Origin of the sequence: Pseudomonas sp. G(2018) (assembly GCF_005502415.1) — a bacterium.
Classification (GTDB): domain Bacteria; phylum Pseudomonadota; class Gammaproteobacteria; order Pseudomonadales; family Pseudomonadaceae; genus Aquipseudomonas.
On the sequence record NZ_SCOO01000001.1, the window covers coordinates 219,843 to 237,623 of the forward strand.

A 17,781-nucleotide genomic window follows, 5' to 3' on the forward strand; every position below is an offset into this window, starting at 1 on the left:
CAGATTCCAGTCTGAGTTGTGGCTTATTCAGCCCCTTCCTGTGGCTCCCAGTCGCGGGTGCGGCTGACGGCTTTTTTCCAGCCGGCGTAGAGTTTTTCCTTCGCCGTTTCGTCCAGTGTCGGTTCGAACTGGCGCTCGATCACGGCCTTGCCGCGCAACTCTTCCAGGCTGCCCCAGAAACCGCAGGCCAGGCCCGCCAGATAAGCAGCGCCCAGCGCCGTGGTTTCGCGCATTTGCGGGCGCTCGACCTGGGTGCCGAGAATGTCGGCCTGGAACTGCATGAGGAAGTTGTTCGCGACTGCACCGCCATCCACGCGCAGGGCCTTGAGGCGTTCGCCGGCGTCCTGCTGCATGGCATCGAGTACGTCGCGGGTCTGGTAGGCAATCGACTCCAGTGCAGCACGGATGATGTGATCCACGCGCACGCCACGGGTCAGACCGAACAGCGCACCGCGGGCATACGGATCCCAGTACGGCGCACCGAGGCCGGTGAAGGCGGGGACCAGGTACACGCCGTTGCTGTCCTTGACCTTGTTGGCGAAATATTCGGTGTCGTGGGCGTCGTTGATGATCTTCAACTCATCGCGCAGCCACTGCACGGTGGAGCCGCCATTGAACACCGCGCCTTCGAGCGCATAGGCCACTTCGCCACGGGGGCCGCAGGCGATGGTGGTGAGCATGCCGTGGTTGGATTTTACGGCTTTGTCGCCAGTGTTCATCAGCAGGAAGCAACCGGTGCCGTAGGTGTTTTTGGCCTGACCGGCTTCGACGCACATCTGGCCGAAGAGTGCCGCCTGCTGGTCGCCGGCAATACCGCCGATGGCGATACCGCTTTTGGTGTGACCGTAGATCTCCGAAGAGGACTTCACCTGTGGCAGCATTTCCCGCGGGATGTCCAGCAGCTCCAGCATCTTCGCGTCCCACTCCAGGGTGTGGATGTTGAAGAGCAGGGTGCGCGAGGCGTTGGTGTAATCGGTGACGTGCACCTTGCCGCCGGTAAATTTCCAGATCAGCCAGCTGTCGACCGTGCCGAACAGCAATTCACCGTTGCGTGCGCGTTCACGACTGCCTTCGACGTTGTCGAGGATCCACTTGAGCTTGGTTCCGGAGAAATACGGGTCGGTGACCAGGCCGGTGGTTTCGCTGATGTACTGCTCGTGGCCATCGCGTTTGAGCTGCTGACAGATTTCGGTACTGCGTCGGCACTGCCAGACGATCGCGTTGTAGATCGGGCGGCCGGTGTTCTTGTCCCACACCACGGTGGTTTCACGCTGGTTGGTGATACCGATGGCTGCCACCTGATCGTGATGCAGGCCAGCTTGCGCCAGGGCCTCGACCATCACGGCGCTCTGGGTGGCGAAGATTTCCATCGGGTCATGTTCGACCCAACCGGCTTGCGGGTAATGCTGCGCGAATTCGCGCTGTGCGGTGCAAACCACGTTCGCATCGCGGTCGAAAATGATCGCGCGGGAGCTGGTCGTACCCTGATCGAGGGCAATGATGTAGTTCTTATTCTGAGTGTCGGTCATGTCGATTGCCTTGGACGAAAAAAGGGAGTGAGGTCTGACGCGCGATCTATTTGGCAGGATCATGCGCCAACGGTATCAAGAAATTCTCGGTTTGCCGTCAACGGCCGGTGTTGAGTCCTGCGTAACTAATACGGCGCTCGGCAGATGGCGGGCGATGACCCCGCGATAAGCCGCGGCACCGAGGCAGGCACCGACGATCGGTGCAAAAACCGGAATCAGGAAATACGGGATATCACGTCCGCCGGTGAAGGAAATGTCGCCCCAACCGGCGAAAAAAGTCATCAGTTTAGGACCGAAGTCACGGGCCGGGTTCATCGCGAAACCGGTCAGTGGCCCCATCGAACTGCCAATCACCGCAATCAGCAGGCCGATCAGCAGTGGCGCCAGCGGGCCATTGGGCAAACCATTGTTATCGTCGGTCAATGACATGATCACGCCCATCAGAATGGCCGTGATGATGACTTCGACCAGAAAGGCCTGGGATGTGGACAGGCTCGGGTTGGGGAAGGTGGAAAACACCGACGCCAATTCAAGGCTGGCTTCGGTGCCGCGAACCATATGGTGAGTTTGTTCGAAATCGAAGAACAGATTGCTGTACAGCGTGTACACCAGCAAGGCACCGCAAAAGGCGCCAGCCACCTGGGCGAAAATGTAAAACGGCAGTTTGCGCTTTTCAAAGTCGGCAAAAATGCTCAGCGCGATGCTGACGGCAGGATTGAGATGAGCGCCGGAAATCCCCGCCGTCAGGTAGATCGCCATGCTGACGCCGACACCCCAGATAATACTTATTTCCCACAGGCCGAAGCTGGCACCCGCGACCTTGAGCGCGGCAACGCAACCGGTACCAAAGAAGATCAGCAGCGCAGTGCCCAGAAACTCGGCCATGCATTGGCTCGAGAGCGACGGTTGTTGTAAAGCAGTTGTCATTGAAACCTCATTTTTTTCTTGTCTGACGCTTGCGCTCCAACAGGGTCAAAGCGCGTTTTTCACCGAGGCAGGATCCCCATCCTGTTCCCGGTTTACAGCTGGGCACTGCGGTAAGACTTTTCGTGCAGTTTCATAAACGAAAAAATATAGACAAGAAACACTGCTGTCAAAGGTCGAAAGTGAACCATTGGTCACAAAGTAACTATTAGTTCTATGAATGATTGCGTTGTCGAGCAGCCAGAATCGACTCAATGGAACGTGCCTGACATTTTGTAACGGCGGTGCGATAGAGCCTTTTGTGGATCAATGTCCTAGAATCCGGCGCAGTATTTTTTACTGCCGCCATGTCTGGAGCTGTCATGACACCTGCATTGGATTTGCTGAAAAAGGTTCGGGCCGAACACCGAGTGCACAGTTATGAACATGACCCGAAGGCTGCGTCCTATGGGTTGGAGGCCGCGGAAAAGCTCGGGCTGGACCCGGCGCAGGTGTTCAAGACCCTGCTGGCAGCCAGTGAAAAAGGCGAGTTGCTGGTGGCGGTGGTGCCGGTGGGCGGAAGTCTGGATTTGAAAGCCCTGGCCCAGGCGGCCGGAGTGAAAAAAGTCGAAATGGCCGACCCGGCCGCAGCACAACGCTCGACGGGTTATCTGTTGGGGGGCATCAGCCCGCTGGGGCAGAAAAAGCGTTTGCGTACCTTTATTGATCATTCAGCCCAGCCTTTCTCCAGCATCTTTGTGAGCGCCGGCCGTCGTGGCCTGGAAGTCGAACTGGCCCCGGCCGTACTGGCCGAACATACCCAGGCAAAGTTCGCTGATATCGGTCGTGCCTGAAGGGCGAGCCGCGCCGCTGTATGGTGGAAAAAGGCCCGCTCTGTCACTGGTGCGTTTTTTTCAACGACTTCATGCTCGGTGGCCTGACAAAGGGAGAATGTTATGCAGCTCGAGTTTCATCAGGTCGACGCGTTCAGCGATCGACCGTTCAGTGGTAACCCGGCGATGGTCTATCGGCTGGATGCCTGGCTTTCCGATGAGTTGATGCAAAAAATCGCCGCCGAGCACAATCTGGCCGAAACGGCTTTTGTCGTGCGTGAAGGGCAGGGTTGGCACATTCGCTGGTTTACCCCGACCACCGAAGTGCCGTTGTGCGGTCACGCGACCCTGGCCAGCGCTTATGTTTTGTTTGAAATCTACAAGGAGCCCGTCGAGCGCCTGGATTTCACCTGCAAGTCCGGCCCGCTGAGCGTGAGTCGTGAGGGTGGGCGTCTGTGGCTGGATTTTCCAGCGATCGTGCCATCGGAAGTGGGCGTGACCCTGGACGTCGAGCGCGCGCTTGGCGTGGAAGCCGTCGATGTGCTGGGTTCGAATGAGTTGTTTGTGGTACTCGAATCCGAACAGGCCGTGCTCGACTGTCAGCCGGACATGGTTGCCCTGGCGAAGCTGCCTTGGCTAGGTGCCATCGTCACCGCCCGGGGCAGCAAGCAGGATTTCGTGTCGCGCTACTTTGCCCCGGCCATCGGCATCAATGAAGACCCGGTAACCGGATCGACTCATTGCAGTCTGATTCCGTATTGGGCCAAGCGCCTGGGCCAATCGAGCCTGACGGCTTACCAGTGCTCGACTCGCGGTGGAGAACTGTTCTGCCGGCTGGAAGGGGATCGGGTGAAAATTGGCGGGAATGCGACGCTGGTGGCCAGTGGAACTCTTTTTCCAGGTTAGAAACCGACCAGTGTGCGAGCGAGCCCGCTCGCGAAGGCGATGTGTCAGCCGGCGAAGATTCGACTGACAGTCCGCTTTCGCCAGCAGGCTCGCTCCCACATTGGGTCCATGCTTATCAGCTGGCGGTGCTGTAGCGCCGAACACCGGATTCCACGACCGGGATCTGTGCGGCGATGCTGCTGGAGGCTTGAAACAACACCAGATGTTCCGCCGCGACACGAATGCCAACCTCCGCGCCGACCAGATGATCGGCATGGCTTGGGAAGATCGATTCCAGTTGTGCGCCGGTCGGCATCTGCAGGCGATACAGCGTCGATGCACCCTGGAACGATTTGCCCACGATCCGCGCCCTCAAGCTGCTGTCTGGGGCATAAACGATATCATCGGGACGCAGCAGCACATCCACCGCGCCACCGACCGGCCAGGTGTAGGCACGGTTGCCGCGCAATTCACCCAGTTCGGTCTGCACCGACTCCGGGCTGCTCAGCTGGCCGCGGATGAAATAGCCCTGGCCGATGAAGCTGGCCACATAAGGTGTCAGCGGCTCGTGGTACAGGTTGTACGGCGTATCCCATTGTTCCAGTCGGCCTTCCTTGAACACGCCGACGTGATCGCTGACCGCGAAAGCTTCTTCCTGATCGTGGGTGACCAGAATCGCGCTGGTGCCTCGGGCCTTGAGAATGTCGCGAACTTCGTGGCTGAGCTTGCGGCGCAATTCACCATCAAGGTTGGAGAACGGTTCGTCCAGCAGCAACAGTTGCGGTTCCGGCGCCAGGGCGCGGGCCAGGGCGACACGTTGTTGCTGACCACCGGAAAGCTCATGGGGGAAGCGCTTGCCGAGGTTCTTCAGGTTGACCAGTTCCAGCAGCTCTTCGACGACGCGATCCTTTTGCGGATGCTTGCGAATGCCGAAGGCGATGTTGTCGGCCACGCTCAAGTGCGGAAACAGTGCGTAGTCCTGGAACACCATGCCTATGCGACGTTTCTCCGGTGCGAGGGTGAAACCGGCGCTGGAGATCGTCTCGCCCGCCAGTTGGATGTCACCTTCGTGCACCGGTTCGAAACCGGCAATGGCACGCAGGGTGGTGGTCTTGCCGCAGCCGGAAGAGCCCAGCAGGCAACCGATGTCGCCGGCGTTCAAATGCAGGTTGAGGTTTTGCACCACGCGCTGGTCTTGATAGCCGCAGGCGAGGTTGCGCAGGTTGAGCAGTAATGGCTGGCTCATGCGTGGTGGTACGCCGGCTCGACGAGAAACTCGAGCAGGGCCTTTTGTGCGTGAAGACGGTTTTCAGCTTGATCCCAGGCCACCGAGCGCGGGTCGTCGAGCAGGTCGACGCTGATCTCTTCGCCACGATGGGCCGGCAGGCAATGCATGAACAACACGTCGCTGGCGGCCAGGTCGAGCAGGGCACGGTTGACCTGGTACGGGGCGAACAGCTGCAGGCGCTTGGCGGTTTCTTCTTCCTGGCCCATGGAGGTCCAGACGTCGGTACTCACCAGATGGGCGCCGCGCACGGCGTCTTTCGGATCGCGAACGATGGTCACGCGATCGCCGGCCAGGGCCACGAATTTCGGGTTCGGCTCGTAGCCCTCCGGGCAGGCGATGCGCAACTGGAAGTCGAACTGGATCGCCGCTTCTATATAACTGTTGCACATGTTGTTGCCATCGCCGATCCAGGCCACGGTCTTGCCCTGGATGGAGCCGCGGTGTTCGAGGAACGTTTGCATATCGGCCAGCAACTGGCACGGGTGCAGATCATCGGACAGACCGTTGATCAGCGGGACGCGCGAATTGGCGGCGAATTCGGTCAGGGTGCTGTGGGAAAAGGTACGGATCATCACCGCATCAAGCATGCTCGACATGACGATGGCGGCATCGCTGATCGGCTCGCCCCGGCCCAGTTGGGTGTCGCGCGGCGACAGGAAGATCGCCTGGCCACCAAGCTGGATCATGCCGGCTTCGAACGAAATGCGGGTGCGGGTCGAGGATTTTTCGAAAATCATCCCGAGCACGCGGTTTTTCAGGGGCTCGAACAGTACACCGCGGTTACGCAGGTCTTTGAGCTCAACGCCTCGACGGATCACGCTGACCAGCTCTTCGGGCGTGCAATCCATCAGGGAGAGAAAGTGCCTTGCGCTCATCATTGACTACCTTTTTGCTACAAACCGCAGATGCTCAAAGCCTTGTTTAACGGAACAACGGGCGAGACCTGCGGCGTAAGCCGCACGGGGCGACGAAATAGGGGAAGGCGCGATCTTATAATTAAATGTCGCGTCTTACCAATAGGGCTACGGTTTTTAGGGGATTTCAGAGGGGCTACGGGATAACCGCAGTAGCGCTTATGAAGCCTGTTTTCGGACGGCAGCCAAGCATTTGTACACCGCGCCTGCGCAGCTTGGCAATCGTACGGGGCGGTGGCGGCGCGCTGGCGGTCGGTTTCTGACCTGTTGTCTGCTGCTGATCCCCCGGGCTCATCCGCTGGCCTGATGGCCGTCAATTCACAAGACGAACGTCGCTGGCGCGGCAGCGGTGCAAGCGCCATAGTTTTGTTCCCGCGGCCGAAATCGCCCGCCCAGAACAAGACAGAGACTGGCCATGACCAAGACTCTCCATCACCGTGCCTGCCACCTGTGTGAAGCCATCTGCGGCCTGACCATCGAAACCACCGAGGTCGAGGCCGGCAATGTGCAGATCACTTCGATCAAGGGCGATCCCCTGGATACGTTCAGTCGCGGGCACATTTGCCCCAAGGCTGTCGCCCTGCAAGATATTCAGAACGATCCGGATCGCCTGCATCAACCGATGCGGCGGGTGGGCAGCGAATGGCAGCCCATCGAGTGGGAAGATGCTTTCAATCTTGTGGCCGAACGCCTGTCTGCGATTCAGGAGCGTCACGGGCAAAACGCGGTGGCGGTCTATCAAGGCAATCCCAGCGTGCACAACTACGGGCTGATGACCCACAGCAATTACTTTCTTGGCCTGCTGAAAACCCGCAACCGTTTTTCCGCAACGTCGGTCGACCAATTGCCCCATCACCTGACCAGTCATTTGATGTACGGCCACGGTTTGTTACTGCCGATCCCGGACATCGATCACACCGACTTCATGCTGATTCTCGGTGGCAACCCGCTCGCGTCCAACGGCAGCATCATGACCGTGCCGGATGTGGAAAAGCGCTTGAAAGCGATTCAGGCCCGGGGCGGTAAAGTCGTGGTGGTCGACCCGCGTCGCAGTGAAACGGCGGCCATTGCCGACCAGCATCTGTTTGTGCGCCCGGGTGGTGATGCAGCGTTGCTGTTTGGCCTGCTCAATACCTTGTTCACTGAAGGCCTGACCTGCGACAGTCATTTGCCGGTGGATGGTCTGGATGAGGTGCGCAGAGCAATCGCCCATTTCACTGCCGAGGCCATGAGTCCGTTATGCGCTGTGCCGGCCGAACAGATCCGCCGATTGGCGCGGGACTTCGCCGCAGCGCCGAGCGCGGTTTGCTATGGCCGCATGGGTGTCTCGACCCAGGCATTCGGCACGCTGTGTCATTGGCTGGTGCAGTTGATCAACCTGGTCACCGGCAACCTCGATCGTGTGGGGGGTGCCTTGTGCACTGAGCCAGCGGTGGATCTGGTGGCCTCCACGTCGGGTGGGCATTTCAATCTGTGGCAGAGCCGGGTGTCCGGGCTTCCGGAGTACGCTGGCGAACTGCCGGTGTCGGCGCTGGCCGAAGAGATGCTGACCGAAGGGGAAGGGCAGGTTCGCGCGCTGATCACCGTGGCGGGAAACCCGGTGTTGTCCACGCCGAACGGCCGTCAGCTGGAACAGGCGCTGGACGGGCTTGAGTTCATGGTCAGTGTCGACTTGTACATCAACGAAACCACGCGTTACGCCGACCTGATCCTGCCGTCCACCTCGGCGCTGGAAAACGATCATTACGATACGACATTCAATATGTTCGCGGTACGCAACGTCAGTCGTTTCAACCGGGCGATTCTGCCCAAGCCTCAGGGGGCGCTGCACGACTGGGAGATATTCGTCGGGCTGGCGAAGGCATTCGCTACGAAAACCGGCAAGGACTTGAAGCCGACCATCCCCCCGGCCCAAATGATCGATCGTGGCTTGCGCATGGGCCTGTATGGCGATGCATCGGAGCATCAGCTGTCATTGACGACCCTGTTCGACCATCCCCATGGCGTCGATCTGGGGCCGCTCAAGCCCAACCTGGCTCCACGCCTGAAAACCGCCAATCAGCATGTCCAGGCCGCCCCGGCCGAGATTCTCGCCGACCTGGCACGTTTCGCGGCATTGCAGGCACCCGCCGCCGATGAGTTGTTGATGATCGGTCGCCGACATGTGCGCAGCAACAATTCGTGGATGCACAACTATCACCGTCTGGTGAAGGGCAAGCCGCGCCATCAGTTGTTGATGCATCCGGATGATCTGGCCAGTCGCGGACTGAGCGACGGTCAGCGAGTGCGGGTCAGTTCGCGGGTCGGGGTGATTGAAGTGGAAGTGCTGGGCAGTCTGGATATGATGAAAGGAGTGGTTAGCCTTCCGCACGGTTGGGGCCATGCGCGACCGGGCGTGCAAATGACCATTGCCAGTGGCCAGCCGGGGTCCAGTGCCAATGACCTGACAGATGAATGTCAGCTCGATGAGTTGTCGGGGAATGCGGCGTTGAATGGCGTTCCGGTGACCGTGGCGGCGGCATAATCGTATCTGACGGAGAGACCGAGCATGGCCCTCGGCTTTCCGTTACAATGCGCCACCGTGCCGACCCATGAGTCGGAAAGTTCAGCCGAGGTGCTCCATGGATATCATCGAAACGATTAAAGAGCAGATTGCCAACAACACCATTCTGCTTTACATGAAAGGCTCGCCGAATGCCCCGCAGTGCGGCTTCTCCGCGAAAGCCGCGCAGGCTGTGATGGCTTGTGGTGAAAAGTTTGCGTACGTGGACATCCTGCAGAACCCGGAAATCCGCGCCAACCTGCCAAAATACGCCAACTGGCCAACCTTCCCGCAACTGTGGGTCGCTGGCGAGCTGGTCGGCGGTAGCGACATCATGACCGAGATGTCCGCTGATGGTTCGTTGCAGGCGCTGATCAAAGACGCAGCCGCTAAAGCTGCAGCTGCAAAAACCGAAGCCTGATCTGCTTTTTTGTGGGAGCGAGCCGGCTCGCTCCCACAGGGATTTCGGTCAATGCTGAAATCCGGCCAGTAAAAAGCCCCGCCTCTTTAAAGAGAGCGGGGCTTTTTATTGCGTCGAGAATAATGGCGTAGAAATTATTCGTCTTCGCCCATCTGCGATTGCAGATAGTTCTCCATACCAATCTTGTCGATCAGGCCGAGTTGAGTTTCCAGCCAGTCAATATGTTCTTCTTCGGACTCAAGGATATCTTCAAGCAGTTCACGGCTACCGAAGTCGCCAACCGACTCGCAATGCGCGATAGCGACTTTAAGATCGGCGTGGCCGGTTTTCTCGATGCGCAGGTCACACTCGATCATTTCCTTGGTGTGTTCGCCGATGTGCAGCTTGCCCAGGTCCTGGACGTTCGGCAGGCCTTCAAGGAAAAGGATGCGCTTGATCAGCTTGTCCGCGTGCTTCATCTCGTCGATGGATTCGTGGTACTCGTGTTTGCCGAGCTTGTTCAGACCCCAATCTTCATACATGCGGGCATGCAGAAAGTATTGATTGATCGCGACCAGCTCATTGGCAAGGATCTTGTTGAGATGCTGGATGACTGTAACGTCGCCTTTCATGATGGGGCCTGCCCTGTATTAACTGTCTATAAAGCAGAGTTTGAGCCGCACAATTAATAGTGTCAAACCTAAGTTGTTGAAACTTAAATGAAAATTAATCGGAATAAGAATGTTTGTGTTCCGCGTCTAGAGCCTAAGCAGTTGATTTCCAGACATAAAAAAACCGGACATCAGTCCGGTTCTTTGATATTCGGTATTTAGGCAGCTGTAAATTCTGCTGGAAAAGGAATCGCGGCCTGGGTCGTTTGCAATTTCGTCAGGGTTTCGCGGACCACTTCCTTGGCGAGGCAGGCACATTTACCACATTGACTGGCAACGCCGGTGGCCTGGCGGACTTCCTTGTAACTGCAGCATCCTTCATAGATCGCATCGCGGATTTGGCCGTCGGTGACGCCAGTGCAGAGGCAAACATACATAAGTGAAGACCGTCGCTCGTTTATGTCTCGAATGCGATGGATCTTAATGTTAACGAGAATGATTGTCAAAGTGCATTGAGGGAGCTTTTTCGAGGTCTGACGAACGGTGTTTTTCGAGAGAGTATTAAACGAAAGCCGCTCCGGTATTTTTCACCTGAGCGGGAAAAACCGTTGAGGACAGGCCAAACACGCAGTGTATGATGGCCGGTCTTTGCGAAACGGGTTCGTGTCACAGGGCTGTCGCCTGAGGGTGGCAGGCTGGCGCAAACCTTGTTTTTCACGTTTCTACACCAGGAGATATCCAATGAGCGTACTCGTAGGCAAACAAGCCCCGGACTTCACCGTACCGGCCGTACTCGGCAATGGCGAAATCGTAGACAGCTTCACCCTGTCCTCTGCCATCAAAGGCAAATACGGCCTGGTGTTTTTCTACCCACTGGACTTCACCTTCGTTTGCCCGTCGGAGCTGATCGCTCTGGATAACCGCATGTCTGAGTTCAAGGCACGCAACGTTGAAGTGATCGCCGTGTCCATCGACTCGCATTTCACCCACAACGCGTGGCGCAACACTCCGGTCAACAATGGCGGTATCGGCGAAGTCCGTTACACCATGGCTGCCGACATCAAGCAGGACATCATGAAAGCCTACGACGTTCAGTCCGCTGATGGCGTGGCCTTCCGTGGCGCGTTCCTGATCGACGACAAAGGCGTTGTCCGTTCGCAGATCGTCAACGACCTGCCACTGGGTCGTAACATGGAAGAGTTGCTGCGTCTGGTCGACGCTCTGCAATTCCACGAAGAACACGGCGAAGTCTGCCCAGCGAACTGGAAAAAAGGCGACAAGGGCATGAACGCTTCGCCAGAAGGCGTCGCGGCTTACCTGACCGAACACGCTGCTGCGCTGTAAGGCACACGTTCCTGCTACAAAAAGCAGGTACAAAAAAACCGGCCCTTGAGGCCGGTTTTTTTATGGGCGGGATGAGTGCGACGGATCAATCGTCGAAGTCTTCCCAACCGCCCATTTGTTTCCAGCGATTGACGATGCCGCAGAACAGCTCGGCGGTCTTCTCCGTGTCATAGCGAGCCGAGTGGGCCTCGCGACCGTCGAAGTCGATGTCGGCTGCCTGGCAGGCTTTGGCCAGCACCGTTTGACCATAAGCCAGGCCGGCGAGGGTGGCCGTGTCGAAACTGGAGAACGGGTGAAACGGGTTGCGCTTCATGTCCAGCCGCGCGACGGCGGCGTTGAGGAAGCCCAGGTCGAAGCTGCTGTTGTGACCGACCAGAATCGCCCGCTTGCAACCGTTGGCTTTTAACGCCTTGCGTACGCCGCGGAAGATATCGTTCAGCGCCGACTCTTCACTCACGGCCATGCGCAGTGGGTGATCGAGCTTGATCCCGGTGAATTCCAGGGCTGCTGCTTCGACGTTCGCGCCTTCAAATGGCTCGACCCGGAAGAAGTAGGTGTGATCAGGGTAGACAAAGCCCTTTTCATCCATGGCGATGGTAGTCGCGGCGATTTCCAGCAAGGCGTCAGTGGCCGAGTTGAAGCCACCGGTTTCTACGTCGACGACAACCGGCAGGTAACCACGGAACCGGGCAGCCATTGGATGACGAGGACCGCCTCCGCCGCCTTGACCTTCCTGTTCGTCGTCGAAATGGTCTTCACTCACGCGTGTTCCTCCAGCAGGCGCCAGCGCAGTTTTTCACCGGCGCGCAGCGGGATAACGGTCAGCTCGCCAAACGGCAGGCTGGTTGGAGCGGTCCACTCTTCGCGGACCAGGGTGATGCGATCGGTGTTCACCGGCAGGCCATAGAAGCGCGGGCCGTTAAGGCTGGCGAAGGCTTCGAGCTTGTCCAGCGCATTGCGCTGTTCGAAGGCTTCGGCATACATCTCGATTGCCGCAAAAGCGGTGTAGCAGCCGGCGCAACCGCAGGCGGCTTCCTTGGCGTGCTGGGCGTGGGGCGCCGAGTCGGTGCCGAGGAAGAATTTTTCGCTGCCGCTGGTGGCGGCATCGAGCAGCGCTTCCTGATGCGTGTTGCGCTTGAGAATCGGCAGGCAATAGAAGTGCGGCCGAATCCCGCCCACCAACATATGGTTGCGGTTGTACAGCAGGTGATGCGCGGTGATGGTCGCGCCAACGTTGGCCGAAGCCGAGTTGACGAATTGCACGGCGTCAGTGGTGGTGATGTGTTCGAACACCACTTTGAGTGTCGGGAAACGCTCGACCACGCGACGCATGTGTTCATCGATGAAGATTTTTTCGCGGTCGAACACGTCGACATCGCCACGGGTGACTTCACCGTGAATCAGCAAGGGCATCCCGACTTCGGCCATGGCCTCCAGTGCCGGGAAGATCTTGTCGATGCTGGTGACGCCAGAGTCGGAATTGGTGGTCGCGCCGGCCGGGTAGAGCTTGGCGGCATGAATAAAGCCGCTGGCCTTGGCCTCGCGAATTTCTTCAGGCTGAGTGCGGTCGGTCAGGTACAGGACCATCAGCGGTTCGAACCGGCTGCCGGCCGGGCGGGCAGCGAGAATCCGCTGGCGGTAGCCGTCGGCCTCAGCCGCATTGCGGACCGGAGGTACCAGGTTGGGCATGATGATGGCGCGACCAAAGGTGCGCGCGACATCCGCGACGGTATTGGTCAACACGGCACCATCGCGAAGATGAATGTGCCAGTCGTCGGGACGCAGCAGGGTCAGGCGGTCGGACATGAGGGGATTCCAGGCGGGTCAAACTGAGGGGAATGCTACCGGAAAAGACTCTTGCAGGCACTCGCTATCAAGTTTTGCAGGAAGCTTCCGATATCCAACAGGTATGCCGTAAACATCTGTGTGTCGGTCTTATTGTTGTAGAAGCCAGTGGAGCCTCCCGTGCGCCAGCGTTATTTAGCCTTGCTCAGTGTGTTTGCCAGCCTTCCCGCGATGGCGCTCACTTTCCAGACCCGTCTGGAGAGCATTGAGTGGACGGTCGAAGGCGACAAGTTTGAATGCCGACTGACCCAGCCGATCACCGATTTCGGCTCGGGACAGTTCGTGCGTCGAGCCGGCGAGCAGGCAACGTTTCGTCTGAATGCTTACAACGCCATGATGGGCGGTGGTTCGGCTACCTTGCTGGCCGCCGCTGCGCCTTGGCAACCGGGGCGGGGCGATATCAATCTGGGTACGGTGAGAATCGGCAGCGGTAACGTGTTGTTCAACAGCTCACAGGCTCAGGCCGGACGCCTGATCAGTGGCCTGATGGATGGGCGCAGTCCCGTGGTTCGGCATTCCTCTGGCGATGGACGGGTGTCGGAAGTGCGCCTGTTACCGGTCAAGTTCAACAAGGCATTTGCCGACTACCAGGGGTGCGTCGCCAAGCTGTTGCCACAGAATTTCGATCAGGTGAAACAGTCCGAAGTCGGTTTCCCCGGCGGCGGCATTGAGCTGGATGCTGCCGCGAAAGCCAGGCTGCAGGTGATGCTCGAATTCATGAAGGCCGATCCGACGGTCAATCACATCGAACTCGACGGCCATTCCGACAACAGCGGCAATCGCCTGACCAACCGCGACCTGTCACGTCGCCGCGCCCTGGCCGTCATGGAGTTCTTCAAGGCGAACGGCATCCAGGAGTCGCAGATCACCCTGCGCTTCCATGGCGAGCGTTACCCGCTGGCACCCAATACCAACAACGCCAATCGCTCGAAGAACCGCCGGGTTGCGGTGCGTCTGGAGCGGGGGGCACCACCGGAACAAGTGGCGCCTCAAGCCACGAAGCCGGCCGCATCGGCAACATCCTGACTCCTTGGTCATCGTCGCGCTCTCGACATAATCTGTCGCTTCGTCGTCATAAGCTGTCGCGCCACTGTAAATTATCCTGCATGAGCGGTAGACTTCTCGGCTTTCCGTAGAACCCCGTGGAGTGATGGCATGGCGGACGTAAACAAGGTCGTTCTGGCGTATTCCGGCGGCCTGGACACTTCGGTGATCCTCAAGTGGCTGCAGGATACTTATAACTGTGAAGTGGTGACCTTCACCGCTGACCTGGGTCAGGGCGAAGAGGTCGAACCGGCACGCGCCAAGGCACAGGCCATGGGCGTGAAAGAAATCTACATCGACGACTTGCGCGAAGAGTTCGTGCGCGATTTCGTGTTCCCGATGTTCCGCGCCAACACCGTTTACGAAGGCGAGTACCTGCTGGGTACTTCCATCGCTCGTCCGCTGATCGCCAAGCGCCTGATCGAAATCGCCAACGAAACCGGCGCTGACGCCATTTCCCATGGCGCCACCGGCAAGGGTAACGACCAGGTTCGTTTCGAACTGGGCGCCTACGCCTTGAAACCTGGCGTGAAAGTGATCGCTCCGTGGCGCGAATGGGACCTTCTGTCCCGTGAGAAGCTGATGGATTACGCTGAAAAGCACGCAATCCCGATCGAGCGTCACGGCAAGAAAAAATCCCCGTACTCGATGGATGCCAACCTGCTGCACATCTCCTATGAAGGCGGCGTGCTGGAAGACACCTGGACCGAGCATGAAGAAGACATGTGGCGCTGGACCGTCTCCCCGGAGAACGCTCCTGACAAGCCGCAGTACCTGGAATTGACTTACCGCAACGGCGACATCGTGGCCCTGGACGGCGTCGAAATGACCCCGGCCACCGTGCTGGCGACCTTGAACCGTATCGGTGGCGAACACGGTATCGGTCGTCTGGATATCGTCGAGAACCGTTACGTGGGCATGAAGTCCCGTGGCTGCTACGAGACGCCTGGCGGCACCATCATGCTGCGCGCCCACCGTGCGATCGAATCGATCACCCTGGACCGCGAAGTGGCTCACCTGAAAGACGAGTTGATGCCGAAGTACGCCAGCCTGATCTACACCGGCTACTGGTGGAGTCCTGAGCGTCTGATGCTGCAACAGATGATCGATGCGTCCCAGGCTCACGTGAACGGCGTTGTGCGCCTGAAACTGTATAAGGGCAACGTGATCGTAACCGGTCGCAAGTCCGACGAATCGCTGTTCGACGCCAACATCGCGACCTTCGAGGAAGATGGCGGCGCTTACAACCAGGCCGATGCGGCGGGCTTCATCAAGCTCAATGCCTTGCGCATGCGTATTGCTGCAAACAAAGGCCGCAAGCTGTTCTGAGTGGTTTGAGCCTGTGATGGATTTGTGGCCTCGTCATCGACGGGGCCACAAATCTGAAAGAGGTTTTTGAATTTTGTAATACAACGATTTACGTTTGGCCTGATTGATACCTTCCCGTCTGCCTCTCACTGATCGGACCTATCCTGCTGCTGAGCGTTGTGTGTCAGTCGGCAATCGGGGTCCATGACAGTCATCCCCTGCGAACTCAAGTTGTAAGCCACACAGAAATGGGCGCTGCCGCGTTTTTTTGTCTGTTTGAAATATTTGAGTACACGTCCATTCAGTAATTTTTCCGATTCGGCACCGGTAAGAAACAAAATTACGCGCGGCCGCTTTTCCTGTGTCCTTTGTATCTTCTCCAACGAAGAGCTGAGCTCCGGTTTGTTTTTCATCCGGCGTGTATCGATGATGTGCAGATCCCTCAATAATTCAGGTAGGCGAATATGGAGCGGAGGCTGTAACCCTGTTTCGTCTGGCGGAGCCTGTGCACTGCCGGGAGAGGAGGCTGGCCGCAAGTCATTTGTCGAAGCGTTGTTTTCCTGAGCATCCACATCGTCCATGGCCTTCAGGAAGTGTTCATCCTTTTCAAAGTCAGAAGGTGAGTACAGTGATCGGTAATTGAAGTTGAGTGTGGCAAAGAAAAGGAACAATAGATAAAAAGGAAAGCTGATCAGGAACCAGACATAGATCTCTCTTTCCTGATTGTCCAGAAAGGGCAGAGAGATAGCTGCCGATGTTTCAGAAAGTGTTGCGAATGTGGCGATTATTGTCATGGGGTTGGTTATTCTTCTTTTTAGTTTGTTCATGTCTGCTACTCATCGTATGTGTGTTTTCTTGGTTGAAATGTTGGTGCCTTTTGTTGAAGGTTATGTTACGTCATTCACTTGATTTCAGTATCTTTGTGTTGGTTGGAAATATTGTTTGTTTTATTTTGCTGGTCGCTAGTTTGTTGTTTTTGATTTGATAATGATTGTTCATGTGAGATTTTTTGCTGTAAGAGTAAGTGGATAATCGATGTGTGATATTTCTGGTGTGAATGTTTTAGTGGTTGGCGTCAGTTGCGGTTTAATGTTGACTGTCCGGTCGGATTTGGTTTGCTGGATGTTGAGGGTTTGTTTTTAAGTTGAGAGTTGATGCGAAAGATGTTGGAAGAGGTAATCTGTTTGCTTGGATACAATTTTTTTGCGTTGTGTTCGAGGGAGTTTTGTAGGACTAATCCGCGATTTTTGTAGGGAATGTCTCTCGGTGCAGGTCGTTGGGGGGGGCGGCATGCCATGGGTGAAACGACTAGGCTATTGTGCTGGCTCTAAAAATTCGAACAGCGAAAATTGGACTTGCCCATGAATAAAGTGCTGATCGTGGATGATCACCCCGTCATTCGTCTTGCGGTACGTATGCTAATGGAACGTCATGGCTACGAAGTTGTTGCAGAAACCGATAACGGCGTGGATGCATTGCAACTTGCTCGCGAACATATGCCGGATATTGTCATTCTGGATATCGGAATACCGAAACTGGACGGGCTGGAAGTTATTGCGCGTCTTGCATCAGCGGCAATGCCCATGAAAGTGCTGATATTGACTTCCCAGGCTCCCGGACACTTTTCCATGCGTTGCATGCAGTCGGGGGCTGCGGGGTATGTTTGCAAGCAGCAGGATCTCACGGAGTTACTCAGTGCGATAAAAGCGGTTTTGTCCGGTTACAGCTACTTTCCCAATCAGGCTTTGCATACCGTGCGCGCCAGTCTCGGGAACGCCAGTGAAGCCGATATGGTGGATCGCCTGTCAGGGCGGGAAATGATGGTCTTGCAACAGTTGGCCAGGGGCAAGACCAACAAGGAGATAGCTGATGGGATGTTTCTCAGCAACAAGACCGTCAGTACTTACAAGACGCGCCTGTTGCTGAAGCTCAATGCACGCTCCCTGGTAGACCTGATCGAACTGGCTCAACGCAATGGATTAGTGTGATTTTATCCGGGGCGACGATACGTGATGAACGGGCATTTATCGCGGTTCGGCACACAGTAAAAAGCCTCCGTTTCGGGAGGCTTTCAGGTGTCATAAGTCAAAGTCGTAATCGGCCAATTGCTTTTGCAGTCGGCGCTCCTCCAGCAGATTGTCGATGGTACGCCGTTTGCTCAGGTTGGTTTTCGCTACTTCAACCACAGGTTCGGCATCATCAGCCTCAACGGCAGTGAATTCTTCATCTACGTCCAATTGCTCTTTGCCAGTGCTCATTTAGTTACTCCAGGCTAAGAAGGCCTTTGGGGCTCCTTATATCGACAATCTCCCGGCGGGTAAAAAAGATTTTTTCA

Annotated in this window: 18 protein-coding genes; 8 read left to right on the top strand and 10 right to left on the bottom strand. The window is 57.1% G+C overall.

The window, feature by feature from the left end; translation table 11 throughout:
* Nucleotides 1–23: 23 nt before the first annotated feature.
* On the bottom strand, nt 24–1,529 hold the full coding sequence (glpK, locus tag FFS64_RS01040) for a glycerol kinase GlpK (RefSeq protein WP_137803864.1): 1,506 nt from the start codon (nt 1,527–1,529) through the stop codon (nt 24–26).
* A 75-nt stretch (nt 1,530–1,604) separates the two neighbouring features.
* Nucleotides 1,605–2,456, bottom strand: coding sequence for an MIP/aquaporin family protein (locus FFS64_RS01045; RefSeq protein ID WP_137803865.1), 852 nt, complete (start codon nt 2,454–2,456; stop codon nt 1,605–1,607).
* 359 nt (nt 2,457–2,815) lie between these two features.
* On the opposite strand from FFS64_RS01045, the gene ybaK reads away from it, so the two are divergent.
* Entirely contained in the window at nt 2,816–3,286 is a 471-nt protein-coding gene (ybaK, locus tag FFS64_RS01050; protein ID WP_137803866.1) for a Cys-tRNA(Pro) deacylase, read from the top strand.
* A gap of 102 nt (nt 3,287–3,388) precedes the next feature.
* The gene (locus FFS64_RS01055) at nt 3,389–4,171 is read left to right on the top strand and encodes a PhzF family phenazine biosynthesis protein (protein ID WP_137803867.1); all 783 of its coding nucleotides are present in this window, start codon (nt 3,389–3,391) and stop codon (nt 4,169–4,171) included.
* Nucleotides 4,172–4,286: 115 nt separating this feature from the next.
* On the opposite strand, the gene FFS64_RS01060 is transcribed toward FFS64_RS01055, so the two are convergent.
* Complete coding sequence (locus FFS64_RS01060) at nt 4,287–5,396, bottom strand: ABC transporter ATP-binding protein (protein ID WP_137803868.1); 1,110 nt, start codon at nt 5,394–5,396, stop codon at nt 4,287–4,289.
* Entirely contained in the window at nt 5,393–6,313 is a 921-nt protein-coding gene (gene argF / locus FFS64_RS01065) for an ornithine carbamoyltransferase (RefSeq protein ID WP_137803869.1), read from the bottom strand. Before argF ends, FFS64_RS01060 begins: the two co-directional genes overlap by 4 nt.
* Before the next feature lie 454 nt (nt 6,314–6,767).
* Between argF and FFS64_RS01070 the strand changes: the two genes are divergently transcribed.
* Complete coding sequence (locus tag FFS64_RS01070) at nt 6,768–8,876, top strand: molybdopterin oxidoreductase family protein (protein ID WP_137803870.1); 2,109 nt, start codon at nt 6,768–6,770, stop codon at nt 8,874–8,876.
* 97 nt (nt 8,877–8,973) lie between these two features.
* Nucleotides 8,974–9,315: a Grx4 family monothiol glutaredoxin gene (gene grxD, locus FFS64_RS01075; protein ID WP_007938922.1), complete on the top strand. Its 342-nt coding sequence runs from the start codon at nt 8,974–8,976 to the stop codon at nt 9,313–9,315.
* 134 nt (nt 9,316–9,449) lie between these two features.
* Here the strand turns inward: grxD and bfr are convergent, their stop codons facing one another.
* Together bfr and FFS64_RS01085 are read right to left on the bottom strand one after the other, a co-directional pair.
* Entirely contained in the window at nt 9,450–9,926 is a 477-nt protein-coding gene (gene bfr / locus FFS64_RS01080; protein WP_137803871.1) for a bacterioferritin, read from the bottom strand.
* Between the two features lie 197 nt (nt 9,927–10,123).
* Complete coding sequence (locus FFS64_RS01085; protein ID WP_137803872.1) at nt 10,124–10,342, bottom strand: bacterioferritin-associated ferredoxin; 219 nt, start codon at nt 10,340–10,342, stop codon at nt 10,124–10,126.
* A gap of 304 nt (nt 10,343–10,646) precedes the next feature.
* Here FFS64_RS01085 and FFS64_RS01090 point away from each other — a divergent pair, with 304 nt between their 5' ends.
* Nucleotides 10,647–11,249 (top strand): peroxiredoxin, encoded by a 603-nt coding sequence (locus FFS64_RS01090; protein ID WP_137803873.1) that lies wholly within the window; start codon nt 10,647–10,649, stop codon nt 11,247–11,249.
* An 85-nt stretch (nt 11,250–11,334) separates the two neighbouring features.
* On the opposite strand, the gene rnt is transcribed toward FFS64_RS01090, so the two are convergent.
* Both rnt and pyrC read right to left on the bottom strand, forming a co-directional pair.
* Nucleotides 11,335–12,012: a ribonuclease T gene (gene rnt, locus FFS64_RS01095; protein ID WP_095193077.1), complete on the bottom strand. Its 678-nt coding sequence runs from the start codon at nt 12,010–12,012 to the stop codon at nt 11,335–11,337.
* Nucleotides 12,009–13,055 (bottom strand): dihydroorotase, encoded by a 1,047-nt coding sequence (pyrC, locus tag FFS64_RS01100; protein WP_137803874.1) that lies wholly within the window; start codon nt 13,053–13,055, stop codon nt 12,009–12,011. Before pyrC ends, rnt begins: the two co-directional genes overlap by 4 nt.
* Nucleotides 13,056–13,214: 159 nt before the next feature.
* On the opposite strand from pyrC, the gene FFS64_RS01105 reads away from it, so the two are divergent.
* Both FFS64_RS01105 and FFS64_RS01110 read left to right on the top strand, forming a co-directional pair.
* Nucleotides 13,215–14,120 carry an OmpA family protein gene (locus FFS64_RS01105; RefSeq protein WP_137803875.1) on the top strand — a complete coding sequence of 302 codons (906 nt, stop codon included), beginning with the start codon at nt 13,215–13,217 and terminating at the stop codon, nt 14,118–14,120.
* 129 nt (nt 14,121–14,249) lie between these two features.
* Nucleotides 14,250–15,467, top strand: coding sequence for an argininosuccinate synthase (locus FFS64_RS01110; RefSeq protein ID WP_007938916.1), 1,218 nt, complete (start codon nt 14,250–14,252; stop codon nt 15,465–15,467).
* Nucleotides 15,468–15,592: 125 nt separating this feature from the next.
* Here the strand turns inward: FFS64_RS01110 and FFS64_RS01115 are convergent, their stop codons facing one another.
* Entirely contained in the window at nt 15,593–16,273 is a 681-nt protein-coding gene (locus tag FFS64_RS01115; protein ID WP_137803876.1) for a hypothetical protein, read from the bottom strand.
* Between the two features lie 534 nt (nt 16,274–16,807).
* Between FFS64_RS01115 and FFS64_RS01120 the strand changes: the two genes are divergently transcribed.
* Nucleotides 16,808–17,434, top strand: coding sequence for a response regulator transcription factor (locus FFS64_RS01120; RefSeq protein WP_095193082.1), 627 nt, complete (start codon nt 16,808–16,810; stop codon nt 17,432–17,434).
* Nucleotides 17,435–17,524: 90 nt separating this feature from the next.
* On the opposite strand, the gene FFS64_RS01125 is transcribed toward FFS64_RS01120, so the two are convergent.
* Nucleotides 17,525–17,704: a PA3496 family putative envelope integrity protein gene (locus FFS64_RS01125; RefSeq protein ID WP_095193083.1), complete on the bottom strand. Its 180-nt coding sequence runs from the start codon at nt 17,702–17,704 to the stop codon at nt 17,525–17,527.
* Nucleotides 17,705–17,781: the final 77 nt, after the last annotated feature.

What these genes read in the sequence shown, in the direction of transcription:
- glpK (WP_137803864.1), bottom strand. Translation starts at nt 1,529, where the DNA reads ATGACCGACACTCAGAATAAGAACTACATCATTGCCCTCGATCAGGGT.
- FFS64_RS01045 (WP_137803865.1), bottom strand. Translation starts at nt 2,456, where the DNA reads ATGACAACTGCTTTACAACAACCGTCGCTCTCGAGCCAATGCATGGCC.
- ybaK (WP_137803866.1), top strand. Translation starts at nt 2,816, where the DNA reads ATGACACCTGCATTGGATTTGCTGAAAAAGGTTCGGGCCGAACACCGA.
- FFS64_RS01055 (WP_137803867.1), top strand. Translation starts at nt 3,389, where the DNA reads ATGCAGCTCGAGTTTCATCAGGTCGACGCGTTCAGCGATCGACCGTTC.
- FFS64_RS01060 (WP_137803868.1), bottom strand. Translation starts at nt 5,396, where the DNA reads ATGAGCCAGCCATTACTGCTCAACCTGCGCAACCTCGCCTGCGGCTAT.
- argF (WP_137803869.1), bottom strand. Translation starts at nt 6,313, where the DNA reads ATGAGCGCAAGGCACTTTCTCTCCCTGATGGATTGCACGCCCGAAGAG.
- FFS64_RS01070 (WP_137803870.1), top strand. Translation starts at nt 6,768, where the DNA reads ATGACCAAGACTCTCCATCACCGTGCCTGCCACCTGTGTGAAGCCATC.
- grxD (WP_007938922.1), top strand. Translation starts at nt 8,974, where the DNA reads ATGGATATCATCGAAACGATTAAAGAGCAGATTGCCAACAACACCATT.
- bfr (WP_137803871.1), bottom strand. Translation starts at nt 9,926, where the DNA reads ATGAAAGGCGACGTTACAGTCATCCAGCATCTCAACAAGATCCTTGCC.
- FFS64_RS01085 (WP_137803872.1), bottom strand. Translation starts at nt 10,342, where the DNA reads ATGTATGTTTGCCTCTGCACTGGCGTCACCGACGGCCAAATCCGCGAT.
- FFS64_RS01090 (WP_137803873.1), top strand. Translation starts at nt 10,647, where the DNA reads ATGAGCGTACTCGTAGGCAAACAAGCCCCGGACTTCACCGTACCGGCC.
- pyrC (WP_137803874.1), bottom strand. Translation starts at nt 13,055, where the DNA reads ATGTCCGACCGCCTGACCCTGCTGCGTCCCGACGACTGGCACATTCAT.
- FFS64_RS01110 (WP_007938916.1), top strand. Translation starts at nt 14,250, where the DNA reads ATGGCGGACGTAAACAAGGTCGTTCTGGCGTATTCCGGCGGCCTGGAC.
- FFS64_RS01115 (WP_137803876.1), bottom strand. Translation starts at nt 16,273, where the DNA reads ATGAACAAACTAAAAAGAAGAATAACCAACCCCATGACAATAATCGCC.
- FFS64_RS01120 (WP_095193082.1), top strand. Translation starts at nt 16,808, where the DNA reads ATGAATAAAGTGCTGATCGTGGATGATCACCCCGTCATTCGTCTTGCG.
- FFS64_RS01125 (WP_095193083.1), bottom strand. Translation starts at nt 17,704, where the DNA reads ATGAGCACTGGCAAAGAGCAATTGGACGTAGATGAAGAATTCACTGCC.